Annotated in this window: 9 protein-coding genes; 1 reads left to right on the forward strand and 8 read right to left on the reverse strand. The window is 67.2% G+C overall.

Features of this window, described 5'->3' with window-relative positions; translation table 11 throughout:
* Positions 1-17 precede the first annotated feature (17 nt).
* From rhaS to ACNAW0_RS13915, 4 genes are read right to left on the reverse strand one after another with little or no spacing between them, the layout of a single operon-like run.
* Positions 18-1,082 carry a rhamnose ABC transporter substrate-binding protein gene (rhaS, locus tag ACNAW0_RS13900; protein WP_416288241.1) on the reverse strand — a complete coding sequence of 355 codons (1,065 nt, stop codon included), beginning with the start codon at positions 1,080-1,082 and terminating at the stop codon, positions 18-20.
* A complete protein-coding gene (locus tag ACNAW0_RS13905) occupies positions 1,079-2,128 on the reverse strand; it encodes an ABC transporter permease (RefSeq protein ID WP_416288242.1) in 1,050 nt (349 codons plus the stop codon). The genes rhaS and ACNAW0_RS13905 overlap by 4 nt, the downstream gene beginning before the upstream one ends.
* A complete protein-coding gene (locus ACNAW0_RS13910; protein WP_416288243.1) occupies positions 2,118-3,176 on the reverse strand; it encodes an ABC transporter permease in 1,059 nt (352 codons plus the stop codon). Before ACNAW0_RS13910 ends, ACNAW0_RS13905 begins: the two co-directional genes overlap by 11 nt.
* Positions 3,173-4,672, reverse strand: coding sequence for a sugar ABC transporter ATP-binding protein (locus ACNAW0_RS13915; protein ID WP_416288244.1), 1,500 nt, complete (start codon positions 4,670-4,672; stop codon positions 3,173-3,175). Before ACNAW0_RS13915 ends, ACNAW0_RS13910 begins: the two co-directional genes overlap by 4 nt.
* Positions 4,673-4,987: 315 nt before the next feature.
* Here ACNAW0_RS13915 and ACNAW0_RS13920 point away from each other — a divergent pair, with 315 nt between their 5' ends.
* Positions 4,988-5,983, forward strand: a complete 996-nt coding sequence (locus tag ACNAW0_RS13920) for a LacI family DNA-binding transcriptional regulator (protein ID WP_416288245.1) — start codon at positions 4,988-4,990, stop codon at positions 5,981-5,983.
* Between the two features lie 131 nt (positions 5,984-6,114).
* Here ACNAW0_RS13920 and ACNAW0_RS13925 read toward each other — a convergent pair whose 3' ends face one another.
* The 4 genes from ACNAW0_RS13925 to ACNAW0_RS13940 all read right to left on the reverse strand — a co-directional run bounded on the left by ACNAW0_RS13925 (position 6,115) and on the right by ACNAW0_RS13940 (position 14,156).
* Positions 6,115-8,259, reverse strand: a complete 2,145-nt coding sequence (locus ACNAW0_RS13925) for a hypothetical protein (RefSeq protein ID WP_416288246.1) — start codon at positions 8,257-8,259, stop codon at positions 6,115-6,117.
* 81 nt (positions 8,260-8,340) lie between these two features.
* The gene (locus ACNAW0_RS13930) at positions 8,341-10,968 is read right to left on the reverse strand and encodes a TIM-barrel domain-containing protein (protein WP_416288247.1); all 2,628 of its coding nucleotides are present in this window, start codon (positions 10,966-10,968) and stop codon (positions 8,341-8,343) included.
* A 93-nt stretch (positions 10,969-11,061) separates the two neighbouring features.
* The gene (locus tag ACNAW0_RS13935; RefSeq protein WP_416288248.1) at positions 11,062-12,606 is read right to left on the reverse strand and encodes a fibronectin type III domain-containing protein; all 1,545 of its coding nucleotides are present in this window, start codon (positions 12,604-12,606) and stop codon (positions 11,062-11,064) included.
* Positions 12,607-12,650: 44 nt separating this feature from the next.
* Positions 12,651-14,156: an alpha-L-fucosidase gene (locus tag ACNAW0_RS13940; RefSeq protein WP_416288249.1), complete on the reverse strand. Its 1,506-nt coding sequence runs from the start codon at positions 14,154-14,156 to the stop codon at positions 12,651-12,653.
* Positions 14,157-14,285: the final 129 nt, after the last annotated feature.

The raw sequence follows: 14,285 nt of genomic DNA on the forward strand, positions 1-14,285 counted from the left end.
CCACACCTACCCGTGACTCAGAACTTGAACTGGTCGATGTTCGATGCGTTGAACTCGAACGGATCGCCCAGAACGATCTCCCCGTCCGCGCCGATCGTGTACTCACCGAGCTTGCCGGCGGTGAACTTCTCGCCCTCCTTGCCGGTGATGATCCCGGAGGCGAGCGCCCCACCCGCGTACGCGGCGAGGTAGCCGAGGTCAGCCGGGTTCCACAGGGCGAAGGCCTTGACGGTGCCGTCCTTGACGTACTCACGCATCTGGTTCGGCGTGCCGAGGCCGGTCAGCTGCACCTTGCCCTTGTAGGACGAGCCGGACAGGTAGCGCGCCGCGGCGGCGACACCGACCGTGGTCGGAGAGATGATGCCCTTGAGGTTCGGGTACTTCGACAGCAGGCCCTGGGCCTCCTGGAACGACTTCTCGTCCTGGTCGTCGCCGTACACCGTGGCCACCAGCTTGAGCTTGCTGTACTCCGGCTTGGCCAGCTCGGTCTTCATCATCTCGATCCAGGCGTTCTGGTTCGTCGCGTTCGCCGTCGCCGACAGGATGGCGATCTCGCCGCCCTCAGGACCGACCGCGTCCGAGATCAGCTTGATCTGCGACTTGGCGATGCCCTCCGACGTGGCCTGGTTGACGAACGCGTCACGGCACTCCGGCTTGGTGTCCGAGTCGTACGTGACGACCTTCGCCCCGGCGGCCTTGGCCTCGGTCAGCGCGCCACACACGGCGTCCTTGTCGTTCGCCGAGATGACGATGACGTCGCTGCCCTGCTGGGACAGGGTGTTGATGTACGACACCTGCGCCGACGGGCTCGCCTCGGACGGGCCGGTCTGGGCGTACTTGCCCTTGAACTCCTCGACCGCGGACTTGCCGCCCTGGTTGTCCGAGGTCTCGAAGTACGGGTTGTTGACCTGCTTGGGCAGGAAGGTGACCTTGAGACCTTCCTTGATGCTGCCGGAGGCGTTGCCGTTGCCGCCGGATCCGGCATTCGCTCCGGTGCCGGTGTCCTCGGCGCAGGCGCCGAGGGTGAGGGCGACGGCGGCCAGTACGGCGGTCGCGACAACCCGGGTATGCCTGACGTTCATGACAATGTCCTTTCGGTTGCGATAGCGGGTCGGCGCCGACGAAGCCGCTCGCGCGCCATCCGCACGAGGTTCGGTCCGACAACGGAGAGGATGAGCAGGGCTCCGGTAACGATGGTCAGCGCGTTCGCCGGCACGTCGGCCAGTTGCAGCGCGTTACGGAGGACTCCGAGCAGGGCCACCGCCGCGATCACTCCGACGAGACCGCCACGGCCGCCGAAGATGGAGACACCGCCGAGCAGCACGGCGGCCACCACCGACAGCTCCAGGCCGGTCGCGTTGTCGGCGCGGGCGCTGGCGAACCGGAACGTCCAGAAGACGCCGGCCAGCGCCGCTGTGGCGCCGGTGGCGACAAAGAGCCAGAACTTGGTCCGCAGCACCGAGATGCCGGCGAAGTTGGACGCCTCGGCGTTGTTGCCGATCGCGTAGAGCGAGCGGCCGATCGGGGTGACGTACAGCAGTACGCCGAACATGACGGCGAGTGCCGCCAGGACCAGCACGAACCAGGGAATGACCGTGCCGGGGATGGGGGCGACGGCGTTCTGGGTCCATGCCTGGGGGTAATCGGCGATCGCACGATCCCCGAGGACGACGTACGCCAGACCGCGGTAGAGCGCAAGCGTACCGATGGTGACTGCCAGTGAAGGCAGGCCGAACACGGTGATGAATACGCCGTTCACCGCGCCGAGAACGGCGCCGAGCAGCAGGCTCAGCACGATCAGCAACGGCAGCGACGTGACGCCGAGGTGCCAGAGTTGCCCGAGCACCGAGCAGGTGAGACCGACTGCGCTCGCCACCGACAGGTCGATCTCGCCGGTGATGATAACGAGCGTCATCGGCAGCGCGATCAGGGCGATCGGGATCGCCTCCAGCACCAGGAACCGGTAGAAGCGGGGACTGCCGACACCCTCGATCGTGGCGCTGGCGACGAGCACCACGACGAGCAGTGCGAGGATGAGGATGGCGTCCCACGAGCCGAGCAGGCGACGCCATGCGGGCGGCGATGCTTTCGCGGTTCGTGCCGGCTTGACCAGGGTGTCAGTTGCCACGGGACTTGCCTCCTCGCAGACGACGTGCCATGCGGACGGCGAGCGCCCGGTCGAGTCCGATGGCGGCAAGGATGAGCGCGCCGACGGCGGCGCGCTGCCAGAACGGGGTGACCCCCAGGACCGGCAGGGCGCTGCCGATGGTGGTCAGCAGGACAGCGCCGAGCGCAGCGCCGTACACCGAACCGCTGCCGCCGAAGATCGCGACGCCGCCGACCACCACGGCCGCGACCACGTTGAGTTCGATACCGAGTCCGGCGTTGGCGTCGAGGGTGCCGAACCGGGCCGCGTACAGCACGCCGGCGAGGCCAGCGAGCGCGCCGCTGGACACAAAGGCGAAGAAGACCCGGCGGCCCACCGCGATGCCGGACAACCGGGCGGCATCGGGGTCCGAGCCGATCGCGTAGAGCTCCCGACCGCTGCGGTAGTTCCGCAGCAGGTAACCAGCACCGACGAGCACGGCGACCGCGAAGAGCGCGAGCACCGGAACTCCGAGGATCGTGACGGTGCCCAGCCGCAGGAAGGCGCGGGGCATGTCGGCGGCGTTGATCTGGCGTCCGGTGGCCCAGGTGTAGTCGATGCCCCGAAACATGTACAGCGTGCCGAGGGTGACCACCAGGGCCGGTACGCGCGCCGCCGCGATCAGGCCGCCGTTGATCGCGCCGCAGACCGCCCCGAGCGCGACACCGATCATGATCGCCACCGGGATCGGTGTGCCGGGATTGTCGACGAACAGCGCGCCGGTGGCGAACGCGGACAGGCCGAGGACCGAGCCGACCGACAGGTCGACATTGCGGGTGATGATCACGATGGCCTGCCCGACGGCGAGGATCGCCAGGATGGTCGAGCTAAGCAGCAGGTCCTTGATGTTCTGCGCGGAAAGGAACCGCTGATTGACCGAGAAGGTCACCGCGACCAGGAGCACCAGCGCGAGCAGGATGCCCAGCTCGCGCACGACGAACAGCCGGTGCGCCAGGCGGGCGCCGGACTCCGGCTTCGGCCCGCGCCCGTTCGGTGCGGCGGGCCGCGATCGTACGTCTGCCGTGGTCATTCGGCGGCCTCCCGTTGCCCGGTCGCGGCGAACATGACGCTCTCCTCATCGGCCTGGTCGCGGGGAAGGTCGGCGACCAGCCGGCCCTCGTTCATGACGAGCACCCGGTCGGCCATGCCGAGCACCTCCGGCAGTTCACTGGACACCATCAGCACCGCCACGCCCTCGGACGCGAGTTGGGAGAGCAGCCGGTGCACCTCGGATTTCGTGCCGACGTCGATGCCGCGGGTCGGCTCGTCGATCATGAGCACCCGGGGCTCGGTGGACAGCCACTTGGCAAGCACGACCTTCTGCTGGTTGCCGCCGGAGAGGGTCGACACCGGGTCGGTGTTCCGGGCGGCCTTCACCTGCAACCGTTTGGCCCACTCCGCCGCTGAGCGCCGCTCGCCGCCACCGAACAACAGCCCGAGCTTGCTGAGTGCCCACCTGCGCGGCAGCGTTGCGTTGCGCTCGATCGACAGCTCCATCACCAGGCCCTGCTGGCGGCGGTCCTCCGGCACGAGCGCCAGGCCCGTGGAGATCGCCGCCGGCGGGTCGCCCGGCCGCAGCCGCCGGCCGTCGACGCGTACCTCCCCGGCGTCGTACCTGTCGACGCCGAAGATCGCCCGGGCCACCTCGCTGCGGCCCGCGCCGACCAGTCCAGCGAGCGCGACGATCTCGCCGCCGCGCACGGTGAAGGAGACGTCGTCGAAGTAGCCGTGCCGGGTCAACCCGTTGACCTCCAGGCGTACCTCGCCCGGCTCGGTCGCCACCTTCGGAAAGAGCGCGGAGATGTCCCGGCCGACCATGGTGCGTACGACGCCGTCCACGGTCAGGTTCCCGGTCTCGTCGGTGGCGATCCACCGTCCGTCGCGCATCACGGTGACCCGCTGGCAGAGCGCGAACACCTCGTCGAACCGGTGCGAGATGAATAGGACTGCCGCGCCGTTGTCCTGCAGCGAACGCGCCACGGCGAAGAGCCGTTCGACTTCGACGCCGGACAGTGCCGCGGTCGGTTCGTCCATCACCAGGACCCGGGCGTCGAAGGAGAGCGCTTTGGCGATCTCGACGAGCTGTTGATCGGCGATGGACAGGCCCCGGGCCGGCCGGTCCGGGTCGATCCGGACACCGAGTCGCGCGAACAACTCATTGGTGCGCTCGCGCATCGCCGAGCCGTTGATGCGACGCAGCCCCTTCAACGGCTGTCGGCCCATGAAGATGTTCTCCGCGACCGACAGGTCGGGGAACAGGGTCGGCTCCTGGTAGATGACGGCGATACCCGCCGCGCGGGCATCGGCCGGGCTGCCGAAGGCAACCGGCTTGCCGTCGAGCAGCACGTTCCCCGCGTCCGGCGCATGGACGCCGGCCAAGACCTTCACCAGGGTGGATTTGCCGGCACCGTTCTCGCCGACCAGCGCGTGCGCCTCGCCGGCGTACAGTTCCAGCCGGACGTCGCGCAACGCGGCGACGGCACCGAACGACTTGTCCACACCCTCCAGCGTCAAGACCGGAAACACGCGGCCCCCTCAGGGTTGTAGTAGTAACGGGGCGGTAACGTGGATCACGTCTGTGAAACGTTTCACTGGTCGCAAGACTCTAGGCGCGCCGTTAGGCACCGGTCAAGAGTTTCCGGCTGGTTACCGGCTTGAAATCCGGTCCAGCTGCCGCCCATCGGTGACCTGTCCGCCTGCGGCCACATTCGCTCGACGGGTCCAGCGTCGAGCGCAGGCGCTGGTACGTTTCATCACGCGAACGGATCAGGCCGGCCAGTCGCCGGCACACCAATTACCACAGCACTTGAGGGAGAGATGGCCGCCGCCAACATCAAACAAGTGGCGAAGCACGCGGGCGTGTCGCTCGGGACCGTCAGTAACGTGCTCAACCGGCCTGACCTCGTCTCCGCGGCCACCCGGCAGAAGGTGCTCGACGCCATCACCGCCCTGGGATACGTCCGCAACGACTCCGCCCGTCAACTACGCGCCGGGCGCAGCCGTACCGTCGCGATCCTGGTCCTTGACGTGTCAAACCCGTTCTTCACCGACGTCGTGCGCGGCGCGGAGGCGGTGGTCGAGGACGCCGGCGGAATGTTGATCGTGTGCAACAGCGGTGAAGACCCACGGCGGGAGCAACGCCACCTCGACATGCTCGAGGAGCAGCGGGTGCAGGGCCTACTCGTCACCCCCGTCGCCAACCGCCGGCACCCCCGGCTGGACGCGTTCGTCGAGCGCGGCATCCCGGTGGTGCTCGTCGACCACGGCTCCGGGCACCCGAATCGCTGTTCGGTCGCCGTCGATGACGTCACCGGTGGGCGCCTGGCCGCCGAACACCTCGCCGAGCGGGGACACGAACGGATCGCGTACGTCGGCGGGCCGATCACGATCCGCCAGGTAGCCGACCGGCACCTAGGCGCCGCCACCGCGCTCGCCGAGCGCGACGCACCCCTGGACCTGCAGCTTTTCAAGACATCCAGCCTGTCGGTCAATGCCGGCCGGCAGGCCGCCGACGATCTAGCGGCGCTATCCCTGGACCGGCGGCCCACGGCGGTCTTCTGCGCCAACGACCTGTTGGCGCTGGGCCTTCTGCAGGGCCTGACCGCGCACGGGCTGCGGGTGCCCGAGGACATCGCGATCGTCGGCTATGACGACATCGAGTTCGCCGGTGCGGCGGCCGTGCCGCTGAGCTCCGTACGGCAACCGCGAGCCCAACTGGGCCGCACCGCCGCCCAACTTCTCCTCGAAGAGTCGATCAACGATGGCAGTCACCAGCATCGCCACGTTATGTTCCAGCCCGAACTGGTGGTCCGGGCCTCCAGCGACCACCGTCGGTAGTGCGGTGTCAGTGCCCCGGCCGCCAGCGGCGACCGGGGCACAAGCCCACCTTGATCCGTCAGGTCGAAATGATCAAGAGTCAATCGAGGCCGGATTTCCGCGCAACGCGGGAACGTCCGGTTGGATCACGCTCAGATCGCCGGGCTGAGGCCCTCACTGCGAACTGTCCACCTCCCATCCGACGGGAAGCCAGGTGCGGTGGCCTTCGGCGCACCGTCCCATCCAGCGGTCATCATGGCGGCCGCGTAGAGCAGACCTCCCGCGCTCGGGAAGTACGGTGAAGGCACGCTGGACACCCCGCTGGCGGGATGTCCGGTGTCGGTGAAGCGGAACTGTTCGTGGAGCAGGAAGTCGACGGCCCGGTCCGGATCACCGAGCCGGGCGGCGTTCATCGCGAGCAGCGCAAAATCCCAGCCATAGAGGTTGTTCATCTTCCAGGTTCCGTAGACCCGCTGCGCGGTATCTCGCATCGTGGGCACGTCCACGCCGTCCCCGGGCAGCATGCCGTAGGCGGCTACGGGGTCAGGATGGTTGGAGTTCCAGCGGCTCCACATGTCCTGGATGCCCTCGTGGAACACGTAGACGCCGTCCTGCACGGGCAGGGGAGCGAGGCCGGCCAGTACGTCCGCGTACGTCGGGTCCGGAGCCAGGCCCAAGCGTCTGCGCCACTGCTGCGCGATACGTAGGGCGAAGCGGCAGTAGGACAGCTCGAAGGTGGGGTTGATCGTCATCCGCGGGTTGGGGCGCTCATTGGCGATGACCAGCGGTGGGCCGAGCACGTATCGACGGGTCGCGGAGTCGTAGAACGCGTACGACGCCAGGAAGTCGGCGGTGGCGAAGATCACCTCGCGCCATTTCGCCAGGGTGTTGCTGTTGGGGTGTGCCCGGTAGTCCAGTTCGGCGAAGAAGATGGGATGCGGCTGCTGCCAGAGCAGTAACGCGTTTGCCTGGCCGGGTGCCTCGCGTCCCTCGGGGCTCGTCATCTTTGGCCAGCGCGCGCCGCGGTAGCCCTGGTCTCGTGCCCGGTCCCGGGCCGACGCGAGGAAGTGCTCGTACACCCCCAGGCTGCGGTCGAGCAACGGCCACCGGTTCCACAGCGCGTAGTGCGCGGCGTGCCACCAGTACATCTCCATGTGGAAGGCGCCGTACCAGCCGTTGTTGACCAGGCCGGATTCCTGCGGCGGCCAGGCTCCCGCCTCGTTGACGGCCATGGTGTACTGGCTCCGCACGATGCGTCGCTCGAACTCCATCCACCGAGGGTCGGCGCTGTCCGACAGGTCGATGGCGCCGCCGGAGTGCCAGAACCGCGGCCACCACTCTGCGGCGACTGCCGACACCGCTGGTGCGGGCGGAGCCGGATGCGGCTCGTCGGGTGAGAAGCCGAACGCCACCTCCAACCGCCGTGCCCCGCGACCGTCGAGGACGTACCGATGTGGTCGTGTCGCGTCGTGTGCAAGCTGGGCGGGTTCCTGCCACACCAGCGACGCGTGGTACGTGGTGGCGTCGAGGTGATGAGTGATGTCGGCCCGGTGGGACCCGCGGAGCCGCAGCTGCGTCTCGTGCGCATCGGGTCGATCCCACACGCCGACGAAGGGCGCGGAGAACTTCGACCCGGCGGTGGCGTACGGGAAGTCGATGAAGACCGAGAGCCTGCTTGCGGCGACCAGCGGTGAGTCGACGCGTACCGCTACCACGTCGGACTCGGGATGGCAGACGGTCTCCACGGTGACCGGCACGCCTTCGAGAACGAACCTGCTGTGCAGGGTGCCGGACCACAGATCCAGTCGCTGGTAACGATCGGTCAGATCGGCTTCTGTGGCCTCCTGGCCGTCGCTGCGAAGCAGCCGCATGCCGATACGTGCGAGGTTGATCCGGTGCGGGTTTTCCCGCAGCCACTGGTTCAGCTGCGGATGCGCAGGGTCGTTGGTCCAGTAATAGACAGGGCGACCGTGGGTGTCCCAGGCCTCGCCGACGTAGTCCGCCGGAGTCTGGCCGGGTGGCAGCGCGTCCTCATGCCAGCCCCAGTCCGACATGGTGGCGAAGGGCAGGAACGTCTGCAGGCCGGTGATGTCGGCGCCGAAGGCGAACCGCCCGTTGCCGACCTGAACCGGGAGGTCTGGGTCAGACGCGGTCCGCTCGATGTCATGCCGACCGACCAGTGCACGACGGTCGATGGCGGCTGTGGATGTGTCGGCGTGTGCGCTCGGTGCCCTGGCAAGCAGGCCTGCCATTCCCAGGCCCCCGATGCCCTGCAGGACGACTCGACGTTTGATCATGTTGTCTCCCTCGTGCTGGCTGGCCGTGGGGCCGGGGGCGCGTCGTTTGCGCCGCCCGGCCCCGGGGTGAGTCGGGATGGGTTACCAGGCGAGCCGGACGTGGGCGCGGCCGTGGCTCGGGGCGAGCTTGAGAACGATGCCGCCGAACGGCCCGGTCGACGTGGTCCAGCCCTGCGTCATGCCGCGCAGGGCGTCGGTCGAGGTCGCGTGCGCGAGCGGGTGCCCGTCGAGGGTGACGGCGCTCGGCGCATGCGAGCCCATGACGACGATCTGGGTCTCGGCCGGAGCGTCCGCAACGTCGAGGGTGAGCGTCGATCCCTGGCTGCGGGCGTCGAGGCGCGCCTGGTCGCTGGTGATCGCCCGGATGTGGCTGTCCGTCCCGTCCGACGGCGCGACGAGGAACGCCGACCGGCCGGCGTGGTTCAGGTCGTCGACGCCCCAACCGGTGGACCAGATGTCGGGCGTGCGCAGGTTGAACCCGAGCGCCGACCCGGCCCGCAGGTACAGCGGGAAGTCGTCGAGGCTCGACGACCGGGTGATGGTCTGGCCGCCCTGGACCTGCGCGCCGGTGAACACGTCGATCCACTGCCCGGCGGGCAGGTACACGTTCACGTCGGTGGGGCGCCCCGCCGCGCCGTCGGCCTCGGCGGCGTCGGAGGTGACGGGCGCGGCGAGCAGGTCGGGGCCGACCATTAACTCCTGGTCACCCTGCGCCCACGCCTGCTCGTCGTCCGGGTACTGGTAGCCGACCGCGCGCATGATGGGCACGCCGGTCCTGGCGGCCTGCTCGGCGAGACCGTACAGGTACGGGAACAGCTCGGTGTGCAGCACGGCCGCGTCGCGGAACCGGTTCACGGTCGCGGTGTCATACACCCACGGGGTGGCGTTGAGTCCCGCGCCGCCCACCTCGAAGACGGGGCTCACGGCGCTGAACTGCGCCCAGCGGGTGAGCAGGGCCGGCGTGGGGCTGTTGGTAGCGTTGGCCGGCTTCTGCGGGTCGATGCCGCCGGTGTCCGACCCCCACGCGAAGTGCCCGGTCAGCGACTCGCCGATGCCGTAATGCAGTTCGGTACGCAGGCTTCCGAAGGTCTGCGTGGCGTCGCTGCCCCAGATGCCGTGCGTGTGCTGGGCCGTGCCCGGTGCCCCGGCACGCACGAGGGTTTCGAAGTCGTCGCCGTTGACGTTGCGCAGCGCCTCGCTCACCGCCGACTGAAACAGGTCGGGGTACCGCAGGTAGAGCTTCGCGCCAGAGCCACCGGCAAGCTGGCCGGTTTCCAGCCGGATCTCCTCGCCCCGGTCCTCCTTGGTCATGTCGACGCCGAGGCTGAACAGCTTGGTGAGCTGCCGCACGTAGTACTCACGGGCCGCCGGGATCGTGAAGTCGATGTAGCCCGTGCCGGGGATGATCCAGTCGTTGTCCCTCCACACGCCGTTGAGGTCGGCGCACGAGCCGCCGCCCTTGGGGTTGTCGTTCACGAGCGGCGACACCCACAGCCCGAACTTCACGCCCTCGGCGTGGATCGTGTCGATCATCTTCTTCGGGTCGGGGAAGAAGGTGGGATCGAACCGGAAGCTGCCGTTGCATGCGCTGCCGTTGGCGCGGGTAGTGTTCCCCGGCGGCTGGACCTCCCACGGGTTGTCGATCCAGATGGTGCCGATCGGGATGCCGAGCTTCTTGAACTCGGCCACGTCGTTGACGACCTCCTGCTGGTTCGCGTTGACGTCACGCCACTTCATGACGGCGAACTGGGTCGGCGGCGGCAGCGACGGCAGGCCGACGGTCTGGTAATAGTGCTCGGTGACCTGTGCGGGCGTGCCGGCGAACACGTCGTAGGTGAGCTCGTCGTCCTTCACGCACACCTGGACGCGGTCGGGCTGGGCCGTGTTCGCGACCGGGCACGGGTAGGGAGTCGGGGCGCCGGACGGTGTCCTCGGGGTTTTCCCGCAGTTGGGCCCGTCCTTCACCGGGGCCGCGCCGGGGAACGCGAAGCGGCCGATGGCGTCGGTCTCGGCGAGCAACCCGTACCCGCCCGAGCTGAGGTAGAACGGGCTGGCGGTCTGCTCCTGGTTCTGGCAGTAGTCGCCGGCTTCATTGCCCTCCTTGCCCGGGCTCCAGCCACGGATCTGCCCCCGCACGTCGACAGACGTCGCCGAGCTGCCGGACAGGTAGTGCTCGGTGTCCTTCGCGGCCATGGCCTCGAACACGGCCGTCACGCCGGTCGCGGGGGTGAACGTCCAGCGGACCCGCGCGCCCTCGTGGGTGTGGGTGACCGTCACGGTCGCGGTGCGGTCGGGCTCGTCCGTCGCGACGAGATACTCCGTGCCACCGGGCACGTCGTACCGCGAGATCAGGTCCGTGACCTGGTGGTAGGTGGCGCCTTCCCGGCTCGATGCCGTCCCGCCGACCTGGTACGCGAGGCTGCCACCCGGCCCGGCGATGTCCCCGCCGGCCTCGGCGGCCACGGTCCGCCCGCCCTGGTGGAAGGTGAGCTGGAACGGCATGGATTGGACGGTCCACGTCATGCCGGCGGCGGGCGACGCCGCCGAGGACGTGTTCTCGGTTGCGCCCTCGACGGCCGGCAACAACGCGATCGCCAGGCACCCGACGGCGATACCGGGGAAGACCGCGCGCAGACGCCTGCGGGCGCCGCCGCCGCGGGGTCTCCCGGGCGGCCGGCCGTGGGCATGGTCGATGATTGTCAACGGCATGCGTGTGCTCCCTCCGTCAAGGCGTGCGAGGTAGGAGGTGGTGCGGCTGGGATGGTCACGGACGGGGGCGGGCGCGGACCGCGTCCGCCCGGATCATGCGGTGACGATGGTGAAGTAGCTGGACGAAGAGGCGCTGGTCGCCGCGGTAGGCCCGAGCGTGACGTCACCCGCGGCGAACCGTTTCGCGAACACGGTGAAGTGCGCGTCGGTGGTGTCGATGGTGAGATCGGTGCGCTGGAATCCCTGGTCGGCGAGCCAGCCAGGCCACCACGTGTCCTTGCCACGGTCGTCGAACGCCACGTAGACGGTGGCGTCCCTCTTGAGCGTGAACTCCAGGTAGTCAGCGGGTCCGGTGAGCCGCTTGTCGTCGTTGGCACCGGGAATGAGCAGCTGACCGGCCAGGGCGTCCGGGAGGGTGGTGATGGTGAAGTCCCGGTCGACGAAGTACTGGGCCCCCACCCCGGCGGCTCGCGGGCTGTTCAGCTTGTCCGGCTTGACCACGCGGACCAGGTCGCGCGAGCCACCGTCGCCCCAGCTGACGTGGACCACGTTCGAGGGACCGGAGAGACCGCCGTCGTTCACCGCAACGACCCGATAGTAAAAGTCGTAGCAGCACCCTGTGGAGGGAGCGATATACAGCGTGTACGAGGTTGAGCTCATCGTGTCTATCCTGGAAAAGCTGCCCTCTGCTCCGTTAGCTCGATAGACGTGGTACTCGCGAGCGTGCTTTACTCGCTGCCACTGCAAAGTGAACGTATCGTGCTTTATCGACTCTTCGAGCGTGAGCCCGACTGGCGCAGATGGGGGCTCCACTGACCTGTCGATGACGTCTACGGTAACCGGCGTGCTCTTGGCTGACTCTATAATGCTGTCACCAACCGCCGTAATCGCATAGGTGTAGGTGAACCCCAGCTCAACCGCCTTGTCAGTATACGCATTGTCCGATGAAGCGCCGATCCGAGTAAACTCACTCTGTCCGCCAAGCTTGCGGTAGATGTTGTACCTGCCGGCTCCAGCGGCGGGCTTCCATGCAAGAGACACCGAAGGGCTAGGCCGCAGCCGCGTCACATCGACTTGCAGGTCGGTCGGCGGAGAAATGTGCGCGATCCCAATCGCATTGATGCGGCCATCGCCGCTGAATGTAAAGTTCATCTGGCCGTCGGTCACCGTGACGGAGATGCCCAGCTCAGCAAACGAGCCAGTCGTTGTCGACATCGTCTGGGGCGGCGAGCCTTCAACCGATACGTCAGTTTTGTTGGAGGCGATCTGGTCGCCCGAGACAATCACAACGCGATAGTCGCCATTCGGTACATCGACGAGAAACCCGTAGCTGTTCGCAACGGTAAAGTCGCGGCGCAGATCATCGGGCTGACCGCGATCGCGGCAGTTCGTGACGCGATCGAGTCCGTATCCCCTGGACCCGTCATAGAGTGTGGTGTTTGCCACCGGCAAATAACCGTCTGTCACCGGACTTTTCTCACAGCCGAAGTCAAACAGCCAACTCGATGCTGCGCCGGCAGGTTCTCCAGCGGCCGCGCTCGCGGACGCACTAGTTACGGCGCTCGACATCGTCGTCAGCACCATGACAAGACCCGCTACGAGACTACTAATCGTCACATCTTTGGCTCTGCGTGACACCGCAGACTCCTTCCTCCCTGCCGGCATCTCAAGGGGTGGCGGTCTTACCGCGCGTGCTTCACGGTCAGGACGAAGGGATAGCCCTCCCCATTGGGGTTGCGCGCGGGCAGGTCAATCTCAACACCTGCGTCCGTTCGCCTGAACCGTGCCTTATGCCCTTCGTCACCGAGGAGCCGGATCTGTGAGTCGCTGGCAATCGGAAGATCGGCGGGAACCGTCAAGAAGGACAGTTGAGGCCAGGTTAGGCCCAGGATGTTGAATGATCCCTCGGATACCGTGTATCGCAGGTTGCCGTCACCGGCACGCGTCCACGGGGCCGTGTCGTAGATGGCCGTGCCGTTGGTGAGCAGCCAATTGCCGATGGCGAGCAACCGCTCTGACTGCCAATCGGGGATGGTGCCGTCCGGTCTCGGCCCGACATTCAACAAGAGGTTGCCGTTCTTACTGACGATGTCGACGAGCAGCTGAACCAACCTGCTCGGCGACTTAATCTTGGCGGGGTCCTCGTTGGTGTCGTAGCCCCACGATCGGCCGAGTGTAAGGCATGCCTCCCACTTGCTCGATCGCAGGCTGTAACTTGATACGTCACCCTCGATGATGGAGAAGTCAGCATGGCTCGCCTCGAACCGGTCATTGACCATCACCTCCTTCGGGCGTGACCGATTCACGGCGTTGTTGTAGTAGTAGGCAAGCAGCTCGTTGCTATGCCAGTTCATGTCCTTCGGCTTAAAGGCAGGCCCGGCGCCGAGGTCCTCGTGCCAGTGGTGACCGTCGCCCCACAAGAGATCGGGGTCGTACCTGTCGATGAGCGTCTTCACCATCACGTGCAGGTACTGCGAGACGTAATCGTCGATCGGCTTGTATCCCACGTATGGAATAGGCTCGTGCGTGTAGGGGTTCCATGGTGGCGTGTCGAGCGCGGGGCTGAAGAACTCACCCAGCGAGTGGTAGAGGCCCCGTTTGAGTGAGCTGTTCCGTGCCGCGTGGAACAGCTCGCCCACCAGGTCGCGGTGTGGCCCCATCATTACCGAGTTGCGGTCGGAGGCCGTGTTGGGGAAGAGCTGGAAACCGTCGTGATGCTTGGAGGTCAGCACGAAGTAGCGCGCACCAGCTCTCTCGAACAGTTCGACCCAGGCCCGTGGGTCGTAGTTCGCCGCCGTGAACTGTGGAATTAAGTCGTCATAATTGACATCCGCGCCGTAGGCGTGCAGGTGGTGTTGGTAGGTGGTGTCCAGGCCGGACGCGCCGATGTGCATCGCGTATGAGTACCACTCAGCCGGGTGGTAGGCGAGCGCGTCACCCCAGGCCGGAACGGCGTATACGCCCCAGTGGATGAAGATTCCGAACTTGGCGTCCCGGAACCACGCCGCGCCCGGATGCTGGCCGAGAGACTGGGCTGTGGGAACATAGGGTCCGTCTGAAGCGGGTGTGCTGGTGCCGTTTGCTGCCGACGCCCGTCTAGTCGGCGGAAGCCACCCAAGCGCGGCACTCGCGCCTAATGCGGTCGCTCCAAGGAGCACGGCACGCCGGCTAACGTCTTCCGGGTCCATTGGTCCTCCTTTCGCTGTAGGTCGAAGATCCGCATATCGGGATCTGATGACCATGGATCATCGAGTGGGCAATCGGGCAGGATCGATGGCGACATGATCAAACGGCGATCGAACCGGTCGTTTCCTGTT

The sequence above is a fragment of the Micromonospora sp. SL1-18 genome (genome assembly GCF_047921505.1).
Lineage (GTDB): Bacteria > Actinomycetota > Actinomycetes > Mycobacteriales > Micromonosporaceae > Micromonospora.

Bases quoted from the DNA above. Each gene is read 5' to 3' on its own strand.
- ACNAW0_RS13910 (WP_416288243.1), bottom strand. From the start codon at position 3,176: ATGACCACGGCAGACGTACGATCGCGGCCCGCCGCACCGAACGGGCGC.
- rhaS (WP_416288241.1), bottom strand. From the start codon at position 1,082: ATGAACGTCAGGCATACCCGGGTTGTCGCGACCGCCGTACTGGCCGCC.
- ACNAW0_RS13930 (WP_416288247.1), bottom strand. From the start codon at position 10,968: ATGCCGTTGACAATCATCGACCATGCCCACGGCCGGCCGCCCGGGAGA.
- ACNAW0_RS13925 (WP_416288246.1), bottom strand. From the start codon at position 8,259: ATGATCAAACGTCGAGTCGTCCTGCAGGGCATCGGGGGCCTGGGAATG.
- ACNAW0_RS13940 (WP_416288249.1), bottom strand. From the start codon at position 14,156: ATGGACCCGGAAGACGTTAGCCGGCGTGCCGTGCTCCTTGGAGCGACC.